This is a genomic window from Microbispora oryzae (assembly GCF_017896165.1).
Lineage (GTDB): Bacteria > Actinomycetota > Actinomycetes > Streptosporangiales > Streptosporangiaceae > Microbispora > Microbispora oryzae.
Map to the genome: position 1 here is coordinate 208,711 of NZ_JAFCNB010000003.1, position 25,856 is coordinate 234,566.

Here is a 25,856-nt window from a genome sequence, read left to right on the forward strand (position 1 = left end):
CGGCCGGGTCACACCGCGGCCGTCAGGGTGTCCGCCCACTCGCCCGTCGTGATCACGTCGCCGCGGCGGCCCAGCACCTTGGTGACCAGGGTGTCGTGCAGGCCGGGGTCGCGGTCGGCGCAGGCGTCGGACAGCACGGTGACGCGGTAGTCCAGGTCGGCCGCCTGCAGGGCGGTGGACAAGACGATGCCGCCGGTGGCGATGCCCGCCATGACCAGGTGGCCGATGTCCTGCGCGTCGAGGATCTGCCGGAGGTTGTTGCCCGCGAACGCGCTGACCCGGTTCTTGTGCACCACGATCTCGCCGCCGCGAGGGGCGACGTCCGGGTGGATGGCGGCGCCCGGATCCGCGGAGGTGAAGACATGGGCCGGCAGGGATCCGAAGACCTTGTTGCGGGGGTGGGCGTCGACGTGGCCGGGACGGAGTCGCAGTATGACGTGGATGACGGGGATCCCGGCCGCCCGGGCCGTTTCCAGTGCCCGGACGGCGGCCGGCAGATAGCCGTCGGGAACCTGGGCGAGGGTGCTGAGCTGAAGGTCCATGGAGAGCAGTGCGGTGCGGGACACGGTCCGGCCTTTCACGACGACGGTGACTTGGTTCGGGATGGGGTGTGCGGCGCCCCCGCCTTTCCGGGCGGGCCGGTTTTTCCGGGCGGGCCGGTCGGGAGGCGTCGCAGGCTACGGTCGAAGAGGGTGATGAGCAGATAGAGGACTCCGGCGCCGAGCATGATCCAGGCGAGGTGGTGCATGCCCTCCGTCGAGGCGCGCTGCCCGAAGGAGGCGGCGGAGGCCGATGAGGCGATCATGGAGCCCAGGTAGGCGAAGGTCCGCAGCAGACCGGCGGAGGAGCCGATGCGCTGGGGGTCGGCCTGGAAGTACACCGAGTTCTGCAGCGCAAGGCCGTTGGCGCCCTGCGGCACGCCGAAGAGCACGGCGAGGAGGAGTAGCGTCCACAGCGGGCTGGACGCGGTGACGGCCGGCATGAGGGCGCAGGCGGCGATCTGCCCGGCGGCGCCGAGCAGCAGTTTGCCGACGACGCCGCCGCGCCGTCCGAGGGTGACGGAGACGGCGATCCCCACGAGGAACATCGGGATCTGCACCAGTCCGGCGTGGAAGGGCGAGAGCCCGTAGCCCTCCTCCGTCCACTGGGTGAACCCGTAGAGGAAGGCGTAGCCGACGACGTAGGCCACCAGTGCCCGTCCGTAGGTGGCCAGCAGCGGCGCGTTGCCGCCGAGCACCCGGAGGTCGATGAACGGCGTCCTCGCGCGCAGCTCCCGGACGGTGAAGCCGGCTCCGGCGGCGACGGTGATCACCGGCAGGTACCACGTGCCGGCGCGCGGGTTCATGAGGAACAGCAGCAGCGAGAACAGCATGGCCGCGAACAGGCCCATGCCCGGCAGATCGAGCTGTGCGGCCGTCCCGCCCCGGGCCGCCGCGCCGGTGCCCGGCTGCCCGGGCTGCCCGGGCTGCCTGGGGTGCTTGGGCAGCCGCAGCGCGCCGAGGGTGACCGCGACCGCCGACAGGGGGATGTTGAGCGCGAAGACGGCACGCCATCCGCCCAGTCCGATCAGCAGGCCGCCCAGCAGGGGGCCGGCCACGGCGACGGTCTGGTTGGCGACCGCCAGTGCGGTCAGCACGCCCGCGGGACTGTTCCGGCCGGTTCGGTCGGCCTCGCCGCGCAGCAGGGCCATGGCGGCGGGGTAGCCGGCACACGTTCCGAAGCCGAGCAGGACCCGTGCCGCGATCACGACTCCGAGGCCGGGGGCCAGCGCGCCGACGACTCCGGCGACACCGACGAGGCCGGTGCTGAGGAGGAAGAGGCGGCGGGGGCCGAAGATGTCGATCAGACGGCCGGCGATCGGCTGTCCGAGGGCGGTGGCCAGGTAGAGGGCCGAGACCAGCCAGGCGGTCTGCGACGGCGGCGCCCCGAACGCGGCGCCGATGGGGACGAGCGCGACGGCGACGATGGTGGAGTTGATCGGGTTCAGGACCGAGCCCAGGATCATCGGCGGGACGAGCCTGCGGTCGAAACCCGCGTCCCCGGCGCCGCCCGCGTCGGCCGGCCGATCAGTCATGGACGAGTCGCTCCAGCAGGGCCATGGCCGCGATCACGGTCTGCCGTTCTTCTTCTGTGCACTTCTTCTGCAGTTCGGCGGCGAGCCATTCGCCGCGGGCCTGCCTGCCCTCCTCGGCCCGCCGGCGGCCCTCCGGGGTGAGCGCGATCAACACGCGCCGGCCGTCGCCCGGGTCGCGGCGCCGGTCGACAAGTCCGAGGCCGGCCAGAGCGGCCACCGTGGTCGCCATCGACTGGTGCCGCATCCCCTCGGCGGCGGCGAGGTCGCTGGTCGTGAGCCCCTCCTCGCCCATGAGGCGGGCCAGCACCGTCGCCTGGGTGAGGCTGATGTCCCCGGTGCCCGTGGCGGCGCGGATGCGGCGCCGCAATCGGCCGACGACGGCCCGGATCTCCTGCGAGGCCCGGACGGCAGAAGGCGACGGCCCCTGGTCTTCGCTCATGGGCCTCACCGTAGAGCCATCGGCTCATATTGTCCAGTTTACCTGCGCAGGTTAGCTGTATAAGCCTCCCGGCGTCGGCCCAGGCCCTCTCCGGTGAGGGGCGGTGCGCGGGGCGGCGGCGTCTCGCCGGCGGGATCTTCGGACGCTCCGGACGTGGGCCGCGCGACTCGTCGCTCGCGCCGGCTTCCCGTCCGTCCGGCCCGGCGGGTCCGGCACGGCTCGTCGCGAGGGAAACGCCGGGTCTGCGGGTGACCGACCGCGAACGGACTAATCCGCGCTTTCCGCGGCGCGCCACCGGAGGGGGAATTCGCGTCAACGGGGGCGGGCGCGGGGCACTTTACTCCAGTTGTGACAACAGTCAATTGTGATGTCCGTCACCCATATCTGAACTTGCCCGTTTCCAAGGCGTGCGGGCACGATCAGGTCTGTCCGGCCCGGCGCCCGGTCAGGAATTTCTCTCCCGTGCGGATCGATTTTCCCCGCGCATTCGCGCGAATCCGGCCCGGAATGCCCGGACTTCCGATCGGAACCTCTACTGAACGAGAGGTCAGCGAAACGTGAAATCACGGAATTCGGTGATGCTCGCGGGGGCGAGCCTCCTCATCTGGGCTGTCGGTGTGAACGCCTCGGCAGCCGAGGTGCTCGCCCAGCCCGATACGACGCTGAGGAACGGAGAAACAGCTCTGACCCGCTATGTGGACACTCCGGAACAGCGCAGAAAGGAGATGAACGCGCGCGTCCGGCTGGTGCAGGGCTGCATGAAGGAGTTCGGTTTCACCGGTTTCCGCACGCGCGAGGTCGCCAACGACCCGCCCCCGCTGGTCACCGGCCGCCGTTTCCTGTACGTCCCGCCGGCTGAGGCGGCCCGCTTCGGATACGGAATCGATCCGGCGCGTGCCAAGGACTTCGACAAGCCCAAGGACACGCTGGAGACCACCGTGTCGCCGGACGAGCGGAGCGTTCTCTCCGGCGGAGGCGCCACGCGTTACCAGGGCAGAACCGTCGCCCCTGGCGGCTGTGTCGGTGCGGCCGACGGCGTGCTGCAGAAGAACGCCCCGAAGGCCGACCGTCTTCTTCCCTGGCAGTTGATGGGACAGGCCGCGGACCTGGCGGCGCGGGACGAACGCGTCAAGAAGCCGGTGGCCGCCTGGGCCGCGTGCATGAAGGGCCGAGGCTACGACTACGCGATGCCCGTGGACGCCTGGGAGGACCCCCGCTGGCGTCCCGCGCGCACCGCCGCCGGCGCGAGCGCGGAGGAGAAGAAGGCCGCCGTGGCCGACATGGAGTGCAAGGACCAGGTCGGCTATGTCGAGGATCTCGTCTCGGTGCAGAACTCCTACGAGGAGGACCTCATCCGGCAGCATGCCGACGAGCTGTCGGCGATCCAGCGGAACCGCGAAACCCTCAAGCGGAACGCGGACACTGTCATGAACGGCGGACACCCGTGACCGCGAACCGCACGGACGAATCCTGGCCCCGAACGGCCGAACCCGGAAGGACAAGATGAACAGGCGACGCGGAACTCGGGTCATAATTCCCGCATTGGTGAGCGCACTTCTGGCGAGCGCCGTCGCCGTCGGCGCCGTGGCGACACCCGCGTGGGCCGACGAGAACGACGGATACTGCACGGAAAGGGAAGTGTGCGTCTTCGAGCACTGGTACGGCGGTGGCGGGCGGCGCGACTACTTCAACGCGGATCCCAACTTCACCGATGACACCTTCTGGTATTTCAGCGGCTCGTGGCCCGCCCCCAGCAACGCGATCGTGAACGACCGGACGAGTTCCGTCTTGAATGGCGACGCCTACTGCAAGCCGGCTCTCTTTCAGAACGCCGACTATGGAGGCAACGCACTGATCATCCCCTACGGCGACAATGACGGCTACATGGTCAACGACCTCAGCCCGTGGGGGATGAACGACACCATCAGTTCGATCGCGTGGAGAGACTGCCTCTAGTGCGGCTCTGTCCGTTCCGCTGGATTACCCCATAGCCTTTCGCCTGCCTGGAGAACGGAATGAAAAGCGCGCCTAAACGGCATGCGTTCGTCCTGTTTCTTGTCCTGTCCTTCATTCTGGGAGCGGTGGTGGCGGGCGGTGGGCCCGCGGTGGCGACCCCGCCGGGAGGCGGTCCGACACCGCCGCCGGTCACCGCGGAAGACCCGCCCGGCCGCCCCGCGGATCGGTCGGTCGTCGACTCGGCGGTACGCGATCGCGTCCTGCGGAAGGGATGGCGGGCGTCGGACGACCGGGCGCTGGCCACGGCGGGCGACGCGACCGGGTTCCACGTGCTCGTCGCCGAGGCGGGCACCGGCTACCAGTGGCGCACACTCGCCACGCTGAGCGAACCGGGCATGGACACCGACCAGTGGATCGGCAACGCCTGCATGACCGGCACCGGAGGCCGGGTCGTCGCCGTCTACGCACCCCGGCACTTCACCAACCGGGACACACTGTTCAACCGGGGAGCGTTCGCCGCGATCGTCGACATGGCCACCGGCGAGGTGACCAAGCTGAAGGACCAGGTGTCGCTCGCCTACTTCAACCCGGGCTGCGGCGCCGACGGGAAGGCGGTTCTCACGCAGGGTTCCGTGGAGAACCACAACACCACGCGACTCCTCGTGGTGGACACCACGAACGCCAAGGTGACCCGGAGATCGGTGACACCCGGGCAGCTGACCTCCGCCGTCCCCGTGGCCGGGACGGTGATGGCCGCCGCCGGATCGCGCCTGGTCGAGGTGTCGGCGAAGGGCGCGCTCACCACGAGGGCCACGACGAGCTCCGTGCCCTTCGACCTGCGCCCCGACCGGGACGGCGGTCTCACCTTCGCCGAGCACACCGGCGGCGAGGTCACCGTGAAGTACCACAGAGGTGACGCCACCCGCACGCTCGCGACCGGGCCACTGGGCGCGACCTCCGTGCGCGCGGGCACAGGTGGCCGGGTCTTCCTGCTCGGGGCCCGCACGACGTCGGCTCTGCCGGCCGCCGTGTCGGCACTGGCCGCCCCGGGCGACGCCGAGGTCTCCTCGCTCGGCGAACTGGTGATCCAGAGCGCGGCGAGCCGGAGCCTCCGTCCCACCAGCGGCGTCGCCGACTCTGGCACCGGGATCCAGGGCGTCGGCCGCGACGACGGGGTGGCCACCACGATCGACCTGACGGCGCTGGTCCCCGCCACGCAGAGCCGGCTGAGCTTCGCGGTGGAGCCCGAGGCGCGCGTGTCGCCCGAGTCGAAGTCGGGCCGCGCGCCCAACCCACGCCTGCTCGCCACCGGGCTCGCCACCACGGCGGCCACGAGCACGACGGCGAGCGCGGAAGACCCCGTCGACCAGGGGTATTCGTGTGCGGTCCCGCGCAACGACGTCAGGACCCAGGTGTACCAGCCGCACTGGAGGCAGGTGGAGTGGGCTGTGGACCAGCTGGTCTTCAAACGCCTCACGGTCACACGGGGGCCCGGCTGGAAAGGATCGGGGCTGCCGGCCTGGTCGCCGCAGTCGCTGTTCCCCGCGGATGATCTCAAGGGGACGACGGGCGGCCGGGTTCCGACCAACATCATGCTCGGGATCCTGGCACAGGAGTCCAACCTGTGGCAGGCGCAGCGCAACGTGGTCGAAGGCGAGACGGGCAACCCACTCGTCGGCAACTTCTATGGTGTCAACGTCTACGACAGCGACACCTCCAACGACTGGGCCATCGACTTCTCCAAGGCCGACTGCGGCTACGGCGTCACGCAGATGACCGACGGCATGCGCCGGGCCGGATACGAGCGCCCAGGTGAACGGCTCCTGTCCGCCGACCAGCAGCGGATGATCGCTGTGGACTACGTGACCAACATCGCGGCCGGGCTGCAGCTGCTGACCAGGAAGTGGAACGAGGTTTGGCAGGACACCGGCGGCCAGGCGAAGATCAACAACGGTGACCCGTCGCGGATCGAGAACTGGTACCTGGCGGTCTGGGCCTACAACTCCGGCTGGCACCCGAAGTCCGAGGCGTCGGGCGTGGACAAGGACGGCGTGCCCAACAACGGAGCATGGGGCGTGGGCTGGGCGAACAATCCGTCCAACCCGGCGTACAAGCCCGGTCGCCGTCCATTCCTGAACAACAACACCTACGCGGACGCCGCGCATCCGCAGGACTGGCCGTACCAGGAGAAGGTTCTCGGGTGGGCGGCCTGGCCGATCGCGAAGGACTACTACGACACCGCGGCGAACAAGTGGATGACCCAGGCGGGATACAACGCCGCCTGGTGGAACACCTCCGCCGACAGAGGGAGGATCGTGCCGGCCTTTCCGCCGGGAGCCACCGAATCCACGGTCCTCGTGGACGTCAACGCCTTCTGCGTGCCGAGCTCGGCGGGCGGGGACAACCACAACAACTGCCAGCCCGGCACGAACGCCCTCCCGGTCCCGACCGCGGGCGTCTGCCAGCGCAGCGACTCGAAGTGCTGGTGGCACCTGCCCAAGGTCTGGAAGGCCGACTGCTCCTCGACGTGCGGCAACGAGGGGGCGATCCGGTACGACGGCACCTGGGCCGGCAAGGAGCGGGAGGAACCCACGGACTACTGGTATCCCTGCACGACGCCGGGCCTGCCCACAGGGGCGCTGATCGTCGACGACGTGCCCGACGGCGTGCCACCGGTCCGCGGCCAATGTGACAACACCAAGTGGACCAACTCGGGCAGCTTCGCGTTCGAGTTCGGCCGCGACTCCCAGGGGCGTACTCCCGCCAAGGCCGACTTCCAGCAACTCGGCAACGGCTTCGGCGGGCACGAGTGGTTCGCCTACACGCGGGACAGCGCGCATTCCGGGAATGTGTTCAAGGTCACCGGCACGTGGACGCTGAACCAGTCCGTCAACGGCTGGGCCCGGGTGTTCGTCCATCTGCCGGCCCGGCGGGCGTGGTCCCAGCGCGCCCCGTACACCGTGGGTCCGCTCGTGGACCCCGGCACCGGCGCGATCTATCAGACGCGGACTCTGCCGCAGCGCCTGGAGGCCAACGCCTGGGTCTCGCTCGGCGTGTTCCAGTTCGCCGGCACGCCCTACGTGCGCCTGACCAACTGGGTCGCCGACTCCCCGGGTGACGGCGATCCGGCGGAGCCCTTCGGCAACGGCTCCACGGCCATAGCCTGGGACGCGGTCGCCTTCCAGAAGCTGCCCGCCAAGCCGCGGAACATCGTGGTGGCCATGGGCGACTCCTACTCCTCGGGTGAGGGCATCTCGCACACCGGCGGCGTCGACTACTACCGCGACAGCGACAACAACGGCACCGGGCAGCGGGCCAACGACCCGAACTACCCCCGCCAGCTCGCCGGTGACCCCCGATTCCGCAACGCGTGCCACCGGTCCAGGTACGCGTGGTCCCGGATGGGAAGGCTGGCCGACTCCACCACCTCGATCGGCGCGCGAGCCGATGCCTGGGACTCGAACATGGACTACCACCTGATCGCCTGTTCGGGAGCCGAGACGGAGAACGTCCTGCCCCTGGGGGAGCGGAACGCCTTCGGCGACACCGTGCTCGGCCAGTACGGCGAGCTGTCCCAGATCGACAAGGGCTTCCTGGACCGGAACACCACTCTGGTCATCCTCGGGATCGGCGGCAACGACACCGGATTCGGACCGATCATCCAGGCCTGCCTCCTCGACGACGACCCCTGCCAGGACGTCTCGCTGCCCGCGTTCGGATCCGATCCCCTGAAAGTCGCCGTGCCGGAGCGGATCAACGGGAAGGTGCGTGACTCGATCATCCAGACCCTGCGGATCGTCCACCGGGAAGCGCCGAACGCGAAGATTCTCCTGATGGGGTATCCGATCGTCGTGGGGGCGCCGTGCGGGCCCGTCGGGGGCCAGATCATCGATCAGAGCGAGGTCGACTGGACCAGCGAGATGGCCAACCTGATGGATCAGATGATGCTGGCTCTGCCGAGCGACCCGGCGCTGGCGGGAATCACGCTGAGGGTGGCCGACCCGAGGCCCTACTTCGGTGTCAACGGCGAACACGGCGCGTGCACGGGCGACGGCAACGAGGCCATCCATGAGCTGGTGACCGACCTCACCCCCGGTGACGACTCGTTGCTGCCGGGCAAGTGGAACCTCCCCGGCAAGTCCGCCCAGTCGTTCCACCCCAACCTCGAGCTGGGTGCCGGTTTGTACACCCAGGCGTTCAACTCGGTCACTCTGGCGCCCGGATTCTGATGCGTCGGCGACTGCCCGGTCTGGCGGTGGCGGCGAGCGTATTCCTCGCCGCCACCGCTCCGGCGTGCGCGCTCGTCGAGTCGCCGCGCGAGCGAGCCGTCCAGCAGGCCACGCGATCCGTACGGCACGAGCTCGACGAGGCCAGGACGCGGATGACGGGCCTGCTGCGGGAAGGCTGGCGATCAGGGCGGGCCTCCGCCGAGGAGACGATGAGGGCGCTCGAACTCGACTTCGGACGCCGCGACGGCACTTCCCACAGCGGCGCCATCGTGACGCTCAGACCCGGAGCCGGCGGAACCGTCGACGCCGACATGGTTCTCATGTCCGGCGGGCAGGCGGGCGGTGGGCTCGACTACGCCGGCGTGGCCGCGGCGGTCTGCGTCCGGCTCTCCGGCGGGCCCGCCGCGGATCCCGTGGTCACCGTCGTCGACGTCGCCTGTCCGGCGGACGTCCCCGCGTCCAACGTGGTTGTCGTCAGAGCCGGAGGCTAGCGGTCGGTGCCGCGGTCGCGGCGGCGCAGGTAGCGCTCGAACTCCGCCGCGATGGCGTCGCCGCTCGCCTCGGGCAGATCGGCGGCGTCCTTGCGCTCCTCCAGCTCCCTGACGTACTCGGCCACCTCGGTGTCCTGGGCGGCGAGTTCGTCGACGCCGTGCTCCCAGGCACGGGCCTCCTCGGCCAGGTCGCCGTACGGCATGGGGATGTCGAGCATGTCCTCGATCCGGCGCAGCAGCGCCAGGGTCGCCTTGGGATTGGGCGGCTGGGCGACGTAGTGGGGGACGGACGCCCACAGCGACACGGTCCGCAGCCCGGCGGCGCCGAGCGTGTGCTGCAGCACCCCCACGATGCCGGTGGGACCCTCGTATTTGGTCAGTTCCAGGTTGAGGGCACGGGCCATGCCCGGGTCGCTGACCGAGCCGACGATCGGGACCGGACGGGTGTGGGGCGAGTCGTTGAGCAGCGCGCCCAGCAGGATCGCCAGGTCGACACCGAGGTCGTGACAGAGGCCGACGATCTCGGCGCAGAACGACCGCCAGCGCATGTTGGGCTCGATGCCGCGCAGCAGCACCACGTCACGCTTCGCGCCGGGCGGGCGGGCGAGCATCAGACGGGTGGTGGGCCAGGTGATCGAACGGGTGACCCCGTCGCCCAGCTCGACGACGGGCCTGGTCACCTGGAAGTCGTAGTAGTCCTCCGGGTCGAGCTCGACCAGCGGAGTCGCCTTCCACTCGGCCTCCAGGTGCGCGATAACGCCGCTCGACGCCTCGCCGGCGTCGTTCCACCCTTCGAACGCGGCGATCAGCACCGGGTCGACGAGCTCGGGGAGCCCTTCGAACTCGATCACGCGCCGCCTCCCTTACTGGCCTTCGCAGTATTACCCACCCCAAGACTATTCGGTAAGGGGACCCGGGCGTCACTCCCGTGTGCGCGGCGTCCCGGCGTGGCTCCCCGGACATGCCTCCGGCAATCCCGTGCACGGTCCCGTGAACGGTCCACGCCGGCCCGTCCGGCGGGATGCCCGGTGTCCGCGCGGGTCTCGCGCGCGTCCGCCCACGGTGATCACCGCATGCGCCGGGCTCTTTGCGGACGGATATTCTTGCTCCATGACCAGCAGACCGTCCTTCCGCGCAGTGCTGTCCGAGCGAGTTCTGATCGCAGACGGGGCCATGGGGACGATGCTGCAGTCCTACGACCCCACCCTTGACGACTTCCAGGGCCACGAGGGCTGCAACGACGTGCTCAACGTGAGCCGTCCCGACATCGTGCGAGCCGTCCATGACGCCTACCTCGCGGTCGGGGTCGACTGCGTCGAGACCAACACGTTCAACGCCAACCAGGCGGCACTCGGCGAGTACGGCATCGCCGACCGGATCTTCGAGCTGTCCGAGGCCGGTGCGCGGCTCGCCCGTGAGCGCGCCGACGAGTGGTCCACCTCCGACCGCCCGCGGTTCGTGCTCGGCTCGATGGGACCGGGGACGAAGCTGCCCACCCTGGGCCATCTGCCGTACGAGACGCTGCGTGACGCCTACCGTGAGAACGCCGCCGGTCTGATCGCGGGCGGCGCCGACGCGCTGATCATCGAGACCTGCCAGGACCTGCTCCAGGTCAAGGCCGCCGTGGTGGGGGCCAAGCGGGCGATCGAGGACGCCGGACGTGACGTCCCGATCATCACGCAGGTCACGATCGAGACCAACGGCGCGATGCTGCTCGGCTCCGAGATCGGCGCGGCGCTGACGGCGATCGAGCCGCTCGGCGTCGACCTGATCGGCCTCAACTGCGCCACGGGCCCGGCCGAGATGAGCGAGCACCTGCGCTACCTGGCCAGGCACGCCAAGGTGCCGCTGTCCTGCATGCCGAACGCGGGCCTGCCGCAGCTCACCTCCGACGGCGCGTTCTATCCCCTCTCACCGGGGGAGCTGGCCGACGCCCACGAGGGCTTCACCCGCGACTACGGCCTGGCCCTGGTCGGCGGCTGCTGCGGCACCACGCCTGAGCACCTGCGCCAGGTGGTCGAGCGGGTGGGCGGCCGGGAGCGGGCGCCGCGCCGTCCCCGCCCCGAGGCGGGGGCCGCGTCGCTGTACCAGCACGTCCCCTTCCGGCAGGACACCTCCTACCTGGCCATCGGCGAGCGGACCAACGCCAACGGCTCCAAGGCGTTCCGCGAGGCGATGCTGGCGGGCGACTACGAGGAGTGCGTCGAGATCGCCCGGGCGCAGGCCCGTGACGGCGCGCACCTGCTCGACCTGTGCGTCGACTACGTCGGCCGCGACGGCGTCGCCGACATGAAGGAACTGGCGTTCCGCTTCGCCACGGCCTCCACCCTGCCCATCGTGATCGACTCCACCGAGCCCGCGGTCATCGAGGCCGGGCTGGAGATGCTCGGCGGCCGGGCCGTCGTCAACTCCGTCAACTACGAGGACGGCGACGGGCCCGACTCGCGCTTCACCAAGGTCATGCGCCTGGTGAAGGAGCACGGCGCGGCCGTGGTCGCGCTGACCATCGACGAGGAGGGCCAGGCGCGCACCGCCGACTGGAAGGTGCGGGTGGCGACCCGCCTCATCGAGGACCTGGTCCGCAACTGGGGCATGCGGGTCGAGGACATCATCGTCGACTGCCTGACGTTCCCCATCGCGACCGGCCAGGAGGAGACCCGTCGCGACGGCCTGGAGACCATCGAGGCGATCCGCGAGCTCAAGCGGCGCTATCCGGCGGTGCAGACGACGCTGGGCCTGTCCAACGTATCGTTCGGCCTCAACCCGGCCGCCCGCATGGTCCTCAACTCGGTGTTCCTCAACGAGTGCGTGAACGCCGGGCTCGACTCGGCGATCGTGCACGCGTCCAAGATCCTCCCGATGGCCCGCATTCCCGACGAGCAGCGGCAGGTCGCGCTCGACCTCGTCTACGACCGCCGCCGCGAGGGCTACGACCCGCTGCAGCGGTTCATGGAGCTGTTCGAGGGCGTCGACGCCGCGTCCATGAAGGCCGGGAAGGCCGCCGAGCTGGCCGGGCTGCCGCTGTGGGAGCGGCTCAAGCGGCGCATCGTCGACGGTGAGCGCAAGGGCCTGGAGGCCGACCTGGACGAGGCCCTCGCCCAGCGGCCCGCCCTGGAGATCATCAACGACGTGCTGCTGGAAGGCATGAAGACGGTCGGCGAGCTGTTCGGCTCCGGCGAGATGCAACTGCCGTTCGTGCTCCAGTCGGCCGAGGTCATGAAGACGGCGGTCGCCTATCTGGAGCCGTACATGGAGCGGGTCGAGGGCGAGGGCAAGGGCCGGATCGTGCTGGCCACCGTCAAGGGCGACGTCCACGACATCGGCAAGAACCTGGTCGACATCATCCTGACCAACAACGGCTACGAGGTGGTGAACCTCGGCATCAAGCAGCCGGTCTCCACGATCCTGGAGGCCGCCGACGAGAACAAGGCCGACGTCATCGGGATGTCCGGCCTCCTGGTCAAGTCGACGGTCGTGATGAAGGAGAACCTGGAGGAGATGAACGCACGGGGCATCGCGGACCGATACCCCGTGCTCCTCGGCGGCGCCGCCCTCACCCGGGCGTACGTCGAACAGGACCTGGCCGACCTCTATCAGGGCGAGGTCAGGTACGCCAGGGACGCCTTCGAGGGCCTGCGGCTGATGGACGCCTTCATGGCCGTCAAGCGGGGCGAGGACGGCGCCACGCTGCCGCCGCTGCGCGAGCGCCGGGTGAAGACCGGCGCCGTGCTCAAGCGGACGGCCGTGGAGGACCTGCCGGCCCGCTCGGACGTCAAGACGGACAACCCGGTGCCGGCCGCGCCGTTCCTGGGCGACCGCATCGTGAAGGGCATCCCGCTGGCCGACTACGCCGCGTTCCTCGACGAGCGGGCGACGTTCATGGGGCAGTGGGGCCTCAAGGCGTCGCGGGCCGGCGACGGTCCCTCATACGAGGAGCTCGTCGAGACCGAGGGACGCCCGCGGCTGCGGATGTGGCTCGACCGGCTGCAGACGGAGAACCTGCTGGAGGCGGCCGTCGTCTACGGCTACTTCCCGTGCGTCAGCGAGGGCGACGATCTGATCATCCTGAACGAGGCGGGAGACGAGCGGACCCGCTTCAGCTTCCCCCGGCAGCGCCGCGACCGGCACCTGTGCCTGTCCGACTTCTTCCGGCCGAGGGAGTCGGGCGAGACCGACGTCGTCGCCTTCCAGGTCGTCACGATGGGCAACCGGGTGAGCGAGGCCACCGCCGAGCTGTTCGGCAACGACTCCTATCGCGACTACCTGGAGCTCCACGGGCTGTCCGTCCAGCTCACCGAGGCGCTCGCGGAGTACTGGCACGCGCGGGTGCGGTCCGAGCTGGGCATCGGGGGCGACGAGGCGCTGGCCGACATGCTGAAGGTCAACATCGCCGGCTGCCGCTACTCGTTCGGCTACCCGGCCTGCCCCAACCTGGAGGACCAGGTGCAGGTCATGGAGCTGCTCGACCCCGCACGCATCGGGGTGACGCTGTCGGAGGAGTTCCAGCTCCATCCCGAGCAGGCCACGTCCGCGCTGATCACACACCATCCCGAGGCCAAGTACTTCAACGTGTGAGAGCTTCGCCCCCGCCGGGGGCGAAGCCGCCCGGCACGGACGTCTACCATGTTGGTCCCCCCTTATCGGGGGCACTCGCCGGGGGAAGGGGCCACGTGGACGCTGTGCTGTTCGACATGGACGGGCTGCTGGTCGACACCGAGGGGGTGTGGTTCGAGGTCGAGACCGAGGTGGTCACCCGCCTCGGCGGATCCTGGGGGCCGGAGCACCAGGAGCAGCTGGTGGGTGGCTCGTGGGACCGGACGGTGTCGTACATGCTCCAGCTCACCGGGGCCGACGAGGATCCCGCCCTCGTGGGCGAGTGGCTCATCGACGGGATGGTGAACCGGCTGTCCACCGGCGTGGTGACCATGCCGGGGGCCAAGGAACTGCTGCGGGCCCTCGCCGACGAGGGGATCCGCACGGCGCTGGTGACCTCGTCGCTGCGGGTCATCGCCGACGCGGTGCTGAAGAGCGTGGGCCGCGAGCACTTCGAGGTGATCGTCACGGCCGACGACGTGACGCTGACCAAGCCCGACCCGGAGCCGTACATCACGGCGGCGACGCTCCTCGGCGTCGATCCGCCGCGCTGCGTCGTGCTGGAGGACTCGCCGAACGGCGTCGCGTCCGCGACCGCCGCGGGCTGCCGGGTCCTGGCGGTGCCGAGCCTCCTGCCCATCGCCGCCGCGCCGGGCCGCCTGATCATGCCGTCCCTGGTGGAGGTGGATCCCGTCCTGCTCCGGTCGATGATCAGCTGAGGGCGAACGGCCGCCGCCGTGATCCGTCGCGGCGCCGCGCGGGGTGCCAGGATGGAGGTACGCCGCGACAAGGGGGCCCGTCATGAGATTCGAGGACATCGCCTGGCTGCCGCTGTGCGGCGGGCTGACCGCCGTGGGAGCCGGGCTGGCCTACCTCGCCTTCCGGCGCAGGGGAGCGGTCGCGGGACTGCGCGCCACCGCGTGGGCGCTGCTGCCGCTCGCCGCCTACCTCACCGGGGCGCTGCGCACGCTGTGGAACATCGGCTCGGCGATCGTGGGGTTCGTGGCGGGCCTCGTCCTCTCGCCGTCGGTCTGGGCCGGCGTGGCCCTGGCGGGCCTGTCCGCCGTGCTTTTCGTGGTCTCCGGGACGCTGCGCGGCCGTACGCTGTCCCGCGCCCGCAGACGGTCCCGGGCACAGCCGGACGGGGGCGGTGCTACCGGCACGGCCGGCGCGGCGGGTGCGGCGGGTGCGGCGGGGAAGGCGCCGGGCGGCGCGGCCGGAGCGTCCGCCCCGGGCCGCGCGAAGGAGGCTCCCCGGCCCGTCGGCGGCCGGACCGCCGAGCCCGCCGGGGACGGCGACTTCTCGGAGATCGAGGACATCCTGAAGCGCCGGGGGATCGGCTGATCGTCTCATCTGACGAGACGTGGAGACCTGCCGGAACGTGTGTCACGGAACCGCGACAGAACCGGAACGAGACGCCGACACAACCTGTCAAGATCGATACGAATGAGTTTCGCATAAATCACAGTTAAGCCACAGCGGTCGTCTGGGGACTGGTCATCCCAGCTCAGCGCATACATTGTCCGTTCCAGAGGCGCGGCTAAACGGCCGGGCCTCCGAACAATGTCGTCTGTGACCCAGGGGGCCCGTACCAATGACCGCACCGCTGGACGTCACCGGCTCTCAATCCGAGGCGCCGCCGGAGGTCGTCCTCGAGGGGGCGGGGCGTCAGGCGATCCAGGGCCGTTCGCTCGGCCGGATCGCCTGGATGCGGCTCAAGCGTGACAAGGTGGCGATGACCGGTGCGGCGGTGGTCATCATCCTGATCCTGGTGGCGGTCTTCGCGCCGCTGCTGGTGTCATGGTTGGGCCATCCGCCGGCGGAGTGGCACCGGGAGAAGATCGACCCGGCCATCCAGGCTCCGATCGGCGCGTTCGGCGGAATCAGCCGCGACTTCCTGTTCGGCGTCGAGCCCACCACGGGCCGCGACCTGTTCAGCCGCGTGCTGTACGGCGCGCGGATCTCGCTGCTGATCGCGTTCTTCGCCACCCTGCTGTGCGTGCTGCTCGGCACGGTCATGGGGATGATCGCGGGGTTCTTCGGCGGCTGGGTCGACGCGATCATCAGCCGGCTGATGGACATCTTCCTCGCCTTCCCGCTGCTGGTCTTCGCCCTCGCCCTGGCCGGTGTCATCCCCGACAAGGCGTTCGGCCTGTCGGGCGACGCGCTGCGGATCAGCCTGCTCGTGTTCATCATCGGCTTCTTCAACTGGCCGTACATCGGGCGGATCATCCGGGGCCAGACGCTCTCCCTGCGCGAACGGGAGTTCGTCGACGCCGCGCGGAGCCTGGGCGCGCGCAACCACAGCATCCTGTTCCGGGAGATCCTGCCCAACCTGCTCGCGCCGGTCCTGGTCTACTCGACCCTGCTCATCCCGTCGAACATCCTGTTCGAGGCCGCGCTGTCCTTCCTGGGCGTGGGCGTGCGGCCGCCGACTCCCACGTGGGGCGGGATGCTGGCCGACGCGGTCCACAACTACGACGTGGCGCCCAACTACATGATCTTCCCTGGTCTTGCGATCTTCATCACCGTTCTGTCGTTCAACCTGTTCGGCGACGGTCTCAGGGACGCGTTCGACCCCAAGTCACGCTGATCGCGTGCATGTCCCGCCATTTCCCGGCTCCTAGATAAAAGGGGTGTTCAGGTCGATGAACCTTCGATCCACTGCGTCGGTGCTGGCCGTCACGGCCAGTCTCGCGTTAGCCGTCTCCGCCTGCGGCGGCGGCGCCAAGAGCGGCTCAAGCAGCAGCGGCAGCGGCGGCGGCGCCGCGGCGGGGCCGTCGAGCGAGTACAACGCGGGTGTCACCCAGGTCGTCAACCCGTCCGACAAGACGGGCGGCACCCTCCACATGGGCATGCCCGGCGACTTCGACTCGGTCGACCCCGGCGACATGTACTACAGCTACGCGTGGAACTTCGCCCGCCTGTACACCCGTGCGCTCGTCATGTTCAAGCCGGTCCCCGGCAAGGAGGGCCTGGAGCTGGTGCCGGACCTCGCCGAGAGCCTCGGCAAGGCCAGCGACGGCGGCAAGACCTGGACCTACAAGCTGCGCCCCGGCCTGAAGTTCGAGGACGGCTCGCCGGTCACCTCCAAGGACGTCAAGTACGCCGTCGCGCGCTCCCTCGACAAGGACGTGCTGCCGAGCGGCCCGACGTACTTCAACGACTGGCTGGACACCGGTGACTACACCGGGCCGTACAAGATGAAGGGCAAGCTCGACGACTGGAAGGGCATCGAGACGCCCGACGACCAGACGATCGTCTTCCACCTGAAGAAGGCGTACGGCGGCTTCGACTACTTCGCGATGCTCCCGCAGACGGCCCCGGTGCCCGAGGCGAAGGACACCGGCTCCAAGTACAAGGAGCACCCGGTCTCCACCGGCCCGTACATGTTCCAGACCCACGAGCTGGGCAAGCGCATCGAGCTCGTGAAGAACCCGAACTGGGACCCGGCCACCGACCCGAACCGCAAGCAGCTCAACGACTCCGTCGAGGTGCTGCTCGGCCAGAACGAGGACGACCTCGACCAGCGGCTGCTGTCCGGCAAGATCGACGTCAAGATCAACAGCACCGGCGTCGGGGCCAACGCGCGCAAGGCCGTGCTGACCGACCCCAAGCGCAAGCAGTACGCCGACTCGGCCGCCCTGGCCCGCACCTGGTTCGCCAACATCAACGGCGACGTGCCGCCGCTCGACAACATCCACTGCCGCAAGGCCGTGGAGTACGCGGCCGACCGCTCGGCCATCCAGGGCGCGTACGGCGGCCCGGTCGCCGGCGGCGACATCGCGCTCAGCATCATGCCTCCGGTCATGACCGGCTACCAGAAGATCGACCCGTACGGCGTCGAGGCGCACCCGACGGGCGACGTCGACAAGGCCAAGCAGGAACTGCAGGCCTGCGGCCAGCCCAACGGCTTCAGCACCTCGATCTCCTACCGCACCGAGCGGGCGGCCGAGAAGCAGACCGCCGAGGCGCTGCAGCAGTCGCTCGACCGGGTCGGCATCAAGCTGGACATCAAGCCGTTCCCGCAGGGCGACTACTTCAAGCTCTACGCCGGCAAGCCCGACTTCGCCAAGAAGAACGGCCTGGGCATCATCGTCTACGGCTGGGGCGCCGACTACCCCGAGGGCTTCGGCTTCTTCCAGCAGATCGTCGACAGCCGGATCATCCGGTCGGCCGGCAACACCAACCTGAGCGTGAAGGACCCCGAGGTCGACAAGCTCATCGACAAGGCCGCCATCGAGCAGGACGCCACCGCGCGTAACCAGCTGTGGTCGCAGGTCGACTCGAAGGTGATGGACGACGCGTACATCCTTCCCTACGTCTGGGCGCGCGGCCTGTTCTACCGCCCCGCGACGCTGAAGAACGCGTTCATCAGCCAGAACTGGGGCATGTACGAGTTCCTCACGCTGAGCACCCAGTAATCCTGCAGGTAATCGGCGGCGTTCGAGAAAGCAGGTGAAGGCCTCGACGGCCGGGCCCCCGGGCCCGGCCGTCATGGCCGAGATCAGTGGTCACTTACATCATCAGGCGGCTGGCGGCGGCCGTCGTGCTGCTCTTCGTGGTCAGCATCACCACGTTCGCCATCTTCTTCCTCGTGCCGAGGCTCGCCGGCATGTCGGCCGACGACCTGGCCTCCCGGTACGTGAGCAAGGCGGCGAACTCCCAGGTCATCCATGACACCGCGACGCGGCTCGGGTTCTACGACCCGATCCTCGTGCAGTACGGGCGGTTCGTGAAGGGCCTCTTCCTGGGCGTCGACCGGAACTACGGTCCCGGGATCGAGCACTGCCCGGCGCCGTGCCTGGGCTACTCCTACGTCACCCAGAACCCGGTGCTGCCCGACCTGCTCGACCGCCTGCCGGTCACGCTGTCCCTCGCGCTCGGCGCCGCGGTGATCTGGCTGGTGTTCGGCGTCGCGGCCGGCGTCGTCTCCGCGCTGCGGCGCGGCAGCGTCTTCGACCGGATCTCCATGGGCGTCGCCCTGGCCGGCGTCTCGCTGCCCATCTTCTTCACCGGCATCGTCTCGCTCGCGATCTTCCGCGACCAGCTGGGTCTGGTGGGCGACGTCGCCGACTGGGTCCCGTTCACGCAGGACCCGTTGACCTGGGCGAACAACCTGAGCCTGCCGTGGATCACGCTCGCCTTCCTGTACGCCGCCGGTTATGCCCGGCTCACCCGGGCGGGCATGCTGGAGACCATGTCCGAGGACTACATCCGCACGGCCCGCGCCAAGGGACTGCCCGAGCGCACGGTCGTGCTGAAACACGGGCTGCGGGCCACGCTCACCCCCGTGCTCACCATCTTCGGCCTCGACCTCGGCCTGCTGCTCGGCGGCGCCGTCCTGACCGAGAGCACGTTCTCCCTGCCGGGCATCGGCAAGTACGCGGTCGACGCCATCGGCAACAACGACCTTCCGCAGGTGATGGGGGTCACGCTGGTCGCGGCGATCTTCATCATCCTGGCCAACCTGATCGTCGACCTGCTCTACGCGGTCGTGGACCCGAGGGTGAGGCTCGCGTGACCGAGGGTGCGTTCCTCGACGTCAGGAATCTGAAAATCCACTTTCCGACCGACGACGGCCTGGTCAAGTCCGTCGACGGGCTGACCTTCAGCGTGGAACGGGGCAAGACCCTCGGCATCGTGGGGGAGTCCGGTTCGGGCAAGTCCGTCACCAGCCTCGGCGTCCTCGGCCTGCACAAGGGCCGCGGCGCGAACATCTCCGGCGAGATCTGGCTCGACGGCGAGGAGCTGGTCGGCGCGTCCCAGGAGCACGTGCGCGGGCTGCGCGGCAAGAAGATGGCGATGATCTTCCAGGATCCGCTGTCGGCCATGCACCCCTTCTACACGGTGGGCCAGCAGATCATCGAGGCGTACCGGATCCACAACAAGGTCAGCAAGAAGGTCGCCCGCAAGCACGCCGTCGACATGCTGGGCCGGGTCGGCATCCCGCAGCCGGATCGGCGCGTCGACAGTTACCCCCACGAGTTCTCCGGCGGCATGCGGCAGCGCGCGATGATCGCCATGGCGCTGAGCTGCGACCCCGAGCTGCTGATCGCGGACGAGCCCACCACGGCGCTCGACGTGACCGTCCAGGCGCAGATCCTCGACCTCATGCGCGACCTGCAGCGTGACTTCAACGCCGCGCTGATCGTCATCACGCACGACCTCGGCGTGGTCGCCGAGCTCTCCGACGACATCCTTGTGATGTACGGGGGCAAGTGCGTCGAGTACGGCACCGCCGAGGACATCTTCGAGCGGCCCGAGCACCCGTACACCTGGGGGCTGCTCGGCTCGATGCCGCGTCTTGACCGTGAGCCGACCGAGCGGCTGCTCCCGATCAAGGGAACGCCCCCGTCGCTCATCAACGTGCCCTCCGGCTGCGCGTTCCACCCGCGCTGCGCCTTCGAGGAGCGGACGGAGGGGCGCGCGCAAACCGAGGTGCCGGAGCTGCTGGAGACCGAGGGGGGCCACCTGGTGCGCTGTCACCTGCCGCGCGAGCGGCGCCGCGCCATCTGGGAGAACGAGATCAAGCCGAACCTGGAGGCCTCATGAGCGAGCGGAGCGAGGGCGCCGCGACGACCGGCGAGCCGCTGCTGTCCGTTCAGGGCCTGCGCAAGCACTTCCCCGTCGTGAAGGGGCTGCTCCGGCGGCAGGTCGGCGCGGTCAGGGCGGTCGACGGCATCGGCTTCGACGTCGTCAAGGGCGAGACCCTCGGCCTCGTCGGCGAGTCGGGGTGCGGCAAGACCACGACCGGACGGCTGATCACCAGGCTGGTCGAGCCGACCGACGGGAAGATAGTCTTCGAGGGCGTGGACATCACGCACATGTCCCAGGGGAAGCTGCGCCCGCTCCGGCGGGACGTGCAGATGATCTTCCAGGACCCCTACAGCTCGCTCAACCCGCGGCACACGGTCGGCGCCATCGTCGGCGCGCCGTTCCGCATCCAGGGCGTCGCGACCGAGCAGGGCACCAAGAAGGCCGTCCAGGAGATCCTGGAGCTGGTCGGGCTCAACCCCGAGCACTACAACCGCTACCCGCACGAGTTCTCCGGGGGTCAGCGGCAGCGGATCGGCATCGCCAGGACCCTGGCCCTGCGGCCCAAGCTGATCATCGCCGACGAGCCCGTCTCCGCGCTCGACGTGTCGATCCAGGCCCAGGTCGTCAACCTGCTGGAGGACCTGCAGCGCGAGCTCGACCTCACCTACGTGGTCATCGCGCACGACCTGTCCGTGGTCCGGCACATCAGCGACCGGGTCGCGGTCATGTACCTCGGCAAGATCGTCGAGATCGCCGACCGCAAGAGCCTGTACGACTCCCCGATGCATCCGTACACCAACGCGCTGCTGTCGGCCGTGCCGATCCCGGACCCCAAGCGGCGCGCGGAGCGGGAGCGCATCCGGCTGCAGGGCGACGTCCCCTCGCCGCTGAACCCGCCGCCGGCCTGCCGCTTCCACACCCGCTGCTGGAAGGCGCAGGAGGTGTGCCGCACGGTGGAGCCGCCGCTGGAGACGCTGGCCTCCGGCCACCAGGTGGCCTGCCACTTCCCCGAGAACGCACCCGCGTCCGCGGGGTCCGCCGGCGCCGCGTCCGCGACTTCCGGAACGGTGGCCCCGGGCGCGGGCTCCGGCCCGGCCGCGGGCTGACACCGGACGCCCTGCCCTGTCGCGCTGGCTGGACGTTCGCGCGTCCGGCCACCGCCGGCACGGCTGCCGCCGTCGTTCCCCCGACGTTGCGCGGTAGCCGTGCCGGCGAGTGCCGCCCCCCTTTATCGCGACCCCCGGGAACTACCGTACGGGTCCGGCCGCCGCGGCGGATCCGCCCGCGGGACCGGTCTCGCCTGCTCCCTCAGACGTACAACCGGGACGCCGCGTCCTCCGCCGGGAGGAGCCGTGAGCCCCCGGTCCCGAAGGCACTCTATTCAGAGTGCGGGATCAGGAGAACGCGCCGGGGATGATCAGCCCGGTCTCGTAGGCGAGCACGGCCGCCTGGACGCGGTCGCGCAGCCCCAGCTTGGTCAGCACGTTGCCCACATGCGTCTTCACGGTCGTCTCGCTGACCACCAGCTCCGCGGCGATCTCGGCGTTCGACATGCCTCTGGCGATCAGGCGCAGGACCTCCAGCTCGCGCTCGGTCAGCCGGTCGAGCCTGGCCGGTGTCGCCTGCTCGTGCACGGGAGGAAGGCGCGTCGCGAAACGGTCGAGCAGGCGGCGGGTCACGCTGGGAGCCACGATCGCGTCGCCCGCGGCGACCACCCGGATGGCCTGGACGAGCTCGTCCGGCGGCACGTCCTTGAGCAGGAAGCCGCTCGCCCCCGCCCGCAGCGCCTCGACGATGTACTCGTCCAGGTCGAAGGTGGTCAGCACCAGTACCTTCGGCACGTGCGCGTTGGGCGCGGCCTCGCGGACGATGCGCCGCGTCGCCTCGATGCCGTCGGTACCGGGCATGCGCACGTCCATCAGCACCACGTCGGGGAGCAGCGCCCGGGACTGGTCCATCGCCGTCGCCCCGTCACCGGCCTCGCCGACCACGGTGACGTCGGACTCGGCCTCCAGGATGAACCGGAAGCCGGTGCGCAGCAGCGGCTGATCGTCGACCAGCAGGACCCGGATGGTCACCACAGGTCTCCTGAGCCGGGTCGGGTGGATGGGCGGTTAAGGGGTATCGCCCTGATTGTCATGGTCTGTCCTTGAGGGGGAAGCGGGCCCGGACCTCGAATCCGCCCCCGGTTCGGGGGCCGATGTGCAGAATTCCACCATAGAGCGCGACCCGCTCCCTGATACCCACCAGACCGTGACCCTTCCCCTTCACGGTGAGAGCCCCGTCGGCGTCGCCCCGGCCGTCGTCCTCGATGTGAACGGTCAGCTCGGCGGGCTCGTGCCGCACCGTCACCCAGGCCCGGGCCGCGGGGCCCGCGTGCCGGAGGCTGTTCGTCAGGGCCTCCTGAACCAGCCGGTAGGCGGCCAGGTCGATCCCCGGCGGCAGCCCGCGCCGCTCGCCGCCGATCCGCAGCTGCGCGCGCAGGCCCGCCTCCCGCATCTGCTCGACCAGCGCCGGAATGTCCTGCATGCCCGGCTGCGGTCTCAGCTCGGCCGGGTCGTCCGTGCGTAGGACGCCGACGATGTCGCGCATCTCCGCCATCGCCGTCCGTCCCATCTCCTCGATGGCGGTGAGGGCGTCCCGGGTGACCTCCGGGTCGCTGTCGAGCATCCTGCGGGCCGCCGCGGCCTGGACGGTCATGACGCTGACGTGGTGAGCGACCACGTCGTGCAGCTCCCGCGCGATCCGGGAGCGCTCCTCCGCCCGGGCGGCCCGGGTGTCGGCCTCACGCGCACGTTCCAGCCGGTGGGCCCGCTGGACGAGCTCGGCGAGGTACGCGCGGCGCAGCCGGATGGCGCGGCCGCACACCCAGCACAGCAGCGTGACCACGAAGACCACGACGTGGTCGGCCCACGACACCGGTCCCGGCCGGACGGAGGCGCTGACCGCGCTGGTCGCCAGCGCGGTCACGAGCGCGGCGAGGCTCAGGGCGAGGCCCCGGTGGGCGGCCACGGAGTAGAGCAGGATCAGCACCCCGGCGATGCCGAGCCCCGAGTCGTAGCCGAGCGCGACGAGCGCCCACGCGGGGATCGCGGTCGCCGCCAGCATCACGAACGGCCAGCGCCGGCGCAGTGCGACGGGAAGCGTGCACAACGCCGCCAGGACGAGGTTCAGCGCGTCCGGCGCGCGGACGGCCGCGGCGTCCGGCAGGCGCACCGGGATTCGCGGGCTCGTGGCGCCGATGACCACAAGGGAGCCGGCCGTCAGGACCACCGCGATGATCGAGTCGGCGATCAGAGGGGCTCGAAGCCGGGACCGCGGGCCGTCGAGGGTGGTGCGCACCCACCAAATCTAGGCGGTCAGATCTGGACGCCACCCTGCCTGGGTGGGATATCGGCTCTCCTCCGCGGGGAGGAGAGGTCACAGCTCGTCGGTCGCGGCCCTCCTGCTCCCGGGCCGGGCCGACAGACCGGGCTCCCTGTCGGGCACCGGCGGCGGTGTGCCGCCGAACTCGGGGCACAGCGCCTGGTGATCGCACCAGTCGCACAGCCGGGACGGGCGGGCCCGCCACTCGCGGGTGCGGATCGCCCGCTCGATCGCCGCCCACAGCGCCTCGACCTTGCGCTCGGTGGCCCGCAGGTCGGCCTCGTCCGGCACGTAGCGGAGGATCTCGCCGTTTCCCAGGTACATGAGCTGGAGCATGCGCGGCACCCGCCCGTCGCGCCGCCACAGCGCGAGGGCGTAGAACTTCATCTGGAACAGCGCCTTCGCCTCGAACTCCCGGCCGGGGGCCGTGCCCGTCTTGTAGTCGACCACCCGGATCTCGCCGGTGGGCGCCACGTCGAGCCGGTCGATGTAGCCGCGCAGCAGCAGCCCGCTGTCGAGCACGGTCTCGACGTACATCTCACGCTCGGCCGGCTCCAGGCGCCGCGGGTCCTCCAGCGTGAAGTAGCGCTCGAGCATGCCGGCGGCCTGGGCGAGCCAGGCGTCGCGCTCCTCGTCGGTCTCGAACAGCCCGGCGTACTCGGGCTCGTCGGTGAGCAGCCGCCGCCACTGCGGGTCGAGCAGGTCGCGGGCGGCCGCGACGGTGCGGGCCTCGGCCGGCAGGTCGTACAGCCGCTCCAGCACCGCGTGGACCAGCGTGCCGCGCACCGCGGCCGAGGAGGGCCGCTCGGGAAGCTGGTCGATGACCCGGAACCGGTAGAGCAGCGGGCAGGTCATGAAATCACCGGCGCGGGAGGGGGAGAGGGCGCCGATGATCGAGCGCTCTTCGGCGAGGGTCATGACCGGAACTGTAGGACACCCGACCGACAGACCGGGCCCGTACGACCTAGGCTGATCTCACCTCGCGGGCGCGTAGCATCGAGGCCAAGGGAAGAGAAGGCGGCCAGCATGAGCACACCTGTCAAAACGTCGCCGGGGTTGCGGATGGGGCGTCCGTTCGGCATTCCGGTCTACGTCTCCCCGACGTGGCTCATCGTGGCGGCGTTCATCACGATCACGTTGCAGCCGGCGTTCGCCTCCAGGCTGCCGGAGTACGGCGAGGCCGGGACCTACGCCGTGGCGCTCGCCTTCGCCGTCCTGCTGTACGTTTCGGTGCTGCTGCACGAGCTGGCCCACTGCGTCGTGGCCAAGCACTACGGCCTGCCGGTGCGCCGCATCACGCTCTATCTCCTCGGCGGCGTGTCGGAGATCGAGCGGGAGCCGGAGACGGCGGGCCGGGAGTTCAACGTCGCCTTCGCCGGACCGCTGCTGTCGCTCGGGCTCGCGGGCGTCGGCTACCTGGCCTACCGCTACGCCGTCCCCCCGGAGGGGGTCGTCTCGGTGCTGGTCATGCAGCTGTGGTGGTCCAACCTGGTGGTCGGCGTCTTCAACCTGCTGCCCGGCCTGCCGCTGGACGGCGGCCGCATGCTCAGGGCCGCCGTCTGGAAGGTGTCCAGCGACTCCGGCACGGGCACCGTGGCCGCCGCCTGGGTCGGCCGCACGGTCGCCGTGGCGGTCGTCGTGGTGCCGCTGATCCTCGCCCTCGCCTCCGGCCAGGAGCCCCGCCTCGAGATGCTGGTGTGGGGAATCGTGCTGGGGTCGTTCATCTGGTTCGGCGCCACCCAGTCGCTGCGGGTCGCCCGCGCCCGGGCCCGGCTCCCGAAGTTGCGCGCCAGGGCGCTGGCCCGCCGGGCGATTCCCGTCACGTCCGAGGTGCCGCTGTCGGAGGGCCTGCGGCGCGCGCGTGAGGCCGGGGCCGGGGCGATGGTCCTGGTCGACCACGACGGCCATCCGATCGGCATCGTCAACGAGGCGGCCGTCACCGCCACCCCCGAGCAGCGCCGGCCGTGGGTCAACGTCGGCTCGCTGTCCCGCGCGCTTGAGCCCGCGCTGGTGCTCGGGGCCGACCTGGAGGGCGAGTCGCTGCTGGACGCGATGCGGGAGACCCCGGCGGGGGAGTACCTGCTCGTCGAGCGGGGCGGCGAGATCTACGGGGTGCTCGCGACAGCCGACGTCAACCGGGTGTTCAGCGGGGTCTGACTCCCGTCCCT

Annotated in this window: 20 protein-coding genes; 13 read left to right on the plus strand and 7 right to left on the minus strand. The window is 70.2% G+C overall.

Annotation, left to right across the window (positions count from 1 at the left end; all coding sequences use genetic code 11):
• Positions 1-8: 8 nt before the first annotated feature.
• From JOL79_RS07530 to JOL79_RS07540, 3 genes are read right to left on the minus strand one after another with little or no spacing between them, the layout of a single operon-like run.
• Positions 9-566, minus strand: coding sequence for a cysteine hydrolase family protein (locus tag JOL79_RS07530; RefSeq protein ID WP_210154950.1), 558 nt, complete (start codon positions 564-566; stop codon positions 9-11).
• An 11-nt stretch (positions 567-577) separates the two neighbouring features.
• Positions 578-2,074 carry an MFS transporter gene (locus JOL79_RS07535; protein ID WP_210154951.1) on the minus strand — a complete coding sequence of 499 codons (1,497 nt, stop codon included), beginning with the start codon at positions 2,072-2,074 and terminating at the stop codon, positions 578-580.
• Positions 2,067-2,513 carry a MarR family winged helix-turn-helix transcriptional regulator gene (locus JOL79_RS07540; protein ID WP_210154952.1) on the minus strand — a complete coding sequence of 149 codons (447 nt, stop codon included), beginning with the start codon at positions 2,511-2,513 and terminating at the stop codon, positions 2,067-2,069. Before JOL79_RS07540 ends, JOL79_RS07535 begins: the two co-directional genes overlap by 8 nt.
• 557 nt (positions 2,514-3,070) lie before the next feature.
• Here JOL79_RS07540 and JOL79_RS07545 point away from each other — a divergent pair.
• From JOL79_RS07545 to JOL79_RS07560, 4 genes are all read left to right on the plus strand, one after another.
• Complete coding sequence (locus tag JOL79_RS07545) at positions 3,071-3,961, plus strand: hypothetical protein (RefSeq protein ID WP_210154953.1); 891 nt, start codon at positions 3,071-3,073, stop codon at positions 3,959-3,961.
• Between the two features lie 97 nt (positions 3,962-4,058).
• Entirely contained in the window at positions 4,059-4,469 is a 411-nt protein-coding gene (locus tag JOL79_RS07550) for a hypothetical protein (RefSeq protein WP_210154954.1), read from the plus strand.
• A 59-nt stretch (positions 4,470-4,528) separates the two neighbouring features.
• A complete protein-coding gene (locus JOL79_RS07555) occupies positions 4,529-8,698 on the plus strand; it encodes a hypothetical protein (protein WP_210154955.1) in 4,170 nt (1,389 codons plus the stop codon).
• Entirely contained in the window at positions 8,698-9,189 is a 492-nt protein-coding gene (locus JOL79_RS07560) for a hypothetical protein (RefSeq protein WP_210154956.1), read from the plus strand. The genes JOL79_RS07555 and JOL79_RS07560 overlap by 1 nt, the downstream gene beginning before the upstream one ends.
• Here JOL79_RS07560 and JOL79_RS07565 read toward each other — a convergent pair.
• The gene (locus tag JOL79_RS07565) at positions 9,186-10,040 is read right to left on the minus strand and encodes a PAC2 family protein (RefSeq protein ID WP_210154957.1); all 855 of its coding nucleotides are present in this window, start codon (positions 10,038-10,040) and stop codon (positions 9,186-9,188) included. The two genes, JOL79_RS07560 and JOL79_RS07565, sit on opposite strands and share 4 nt — an antisense overlap.
• A 259-nt stretch (positions 10,041-10,299) precedes the next feature.
• Here JOL79_RS07565 and metH point away from each other — a divergent pair, with 259 nt between their 5' ends.
• From metH to JOL79_RS07605, 8 genes are all read left to right on the plus strand, one after another.
• Positions 10,300-13,764 (plus strand): methionine synthase, encoded by a 3,465-nt coding sequence (gene metH / locus JOL79_RS07570; RefSeq protein ID WP_210154958.1) that lies wholly within the window; start codon positions 10,300-10,302, stop codon positions 13,762-13,764.
• A gap of 95 nt (positions 13,765-13,859) precedes the next feature.
• Positions 13,860-14,501, plus strand: a complete 642-nt coding sequence (locus JOL79_RS07575; protein WP_210154959.1) for an HAD family hydrolase — start codon at positions 13,860-13,862, stop codon at positions 14,499-14,501.
• 82 nt (positions 14,502-14,583) lie between these two features.
• Entirely contained in the window at positions 14,584-15,126 is a 543-nt protein-coding gene (locus JOL79_RS07580) for a cellulose synthase (RefSeq protein ID WP_210154960.1), read from the plus strand.
• 250 nt (positions 15,127-15,376) lie between these two features.
• Positions 15,377-16,375 (plus strand): ABC transporter permease, encoded by a 999-nt coding sequence (locus JOL79_RS07585; protein WP_210154961.1) that lies wholly within the window; start codon positions 15,377-15,379, stop codon positions 16,373-16,375.
• 55 nt (positions 16,376-16,430) lie between these two features.
• Positions 16,431-18,206, plus strand: a complete 1,776-nt coding sequence (locus JOL79_RS07590) for an ABC transporter substrate-binding protein (protein WP_210154962.1) — start codon at positions 16,431-16,433, stop codon at positions 18,204-18,206.
• 86 nt (positions 18,207-18,292) lie between these two features.
• Positions 18,293-19,306 (plus strand): ABC transporter permease, encoded by a 1,014-nt coding sequence (locus JOL79_RS07595; protein ID WP_210154963.1) that lies wholly within the window; start codon positions 18,293-18,295, stop codon positions 19,304-19,306.
• Positions 19,303-20,337: an ABC transporter ATP-binding protein gene (locus JOL79_RS07600; protein ID WP_210154964.1), complete on the plus strand. Its 1,035-nt coding sequence runs from the start codon at positions 19,303-19,305 to the stop codon at positions 20,335-20,337. The genes JOL79_RS07595 and JOL79_RS07600 overlap by 4 nt, the downstream gene beginning before the upstream one ends.
• Positions 20,334-21,428: an ABC transporter ATP-binding protein gene (locus JOL79_RS07605; protein ID WP_210154965.1), complete on the plus strand. Its 1,095-nt coding sequence runs from the start codon at positions 20,334-20,336 to the stop codon at positions 21,426-21,428. The genes JOL79_RS07600 and JOL79_RS07605 overlap by 4 nt, the downstream gene beginning before the upstream one ends.
• Before the next feature lie 288 nt (positions 21,429-21,716).
• Here the strand turns inward: JOL79_RS07605 and JOL79_RS07610 are convergent, their stop codons facing one another.
• The 3 genes from JOL79_RS07610 to JOL79_RS07620 form a co-directional block, all read right to left on the minus strand.
• Positions 21,717-22,400, minus strand: a complete 684-nt coding sequence (locus JOL79_RS07610) for a response regulator (RefSeq protein WP_210154966.1) — start codon at positions 22,398-22,400, stop codon at positions 21,717-21,719.
• Between the two features lie 58 nt (positions 22,401-22,458).
• Positions 22,459-23,664, minus strand: a complete 1,206-nt coding sequence (locus JOL79_RS07615; protein ID WP_210154967.1) for a sensor histidine kinase — start codon at positions 23,662-23,664, stop codon at positions 22,459-22,461.
• A 78-nt stretch (positions 23,665-23,742) separates the two neighbouring features.
• Positions 23,743-24,606, minus strand: coding sequence for a RecB family exonuclease (locus tag JOL79_RS07620; RefSeq protein ID WP_210154968.1), 864 nt, complete (start codon positions 24,604-24,606; stop codon positions 23,743-23,745).
• Between the two features lie 108 nt (positions 24,607-24,714).
• Here JOL79_RS07620 and JOL79_RS07625 point away from each other — a divergent pair, with 108 nt between their 5' ends.
• Positions 24,715-25,845, plus strand: coding sequence for a site-2 protease family protein (locus JOL79_RS07625; protein ID WP_210154969.1), 1,131 nt, complete (start codon positions 24,715-24,717; stop codon positions 25,843-25,845).
• The last annotated feature ends 11 nt before the right edge of the window (positions 25,846-25,856 follow it).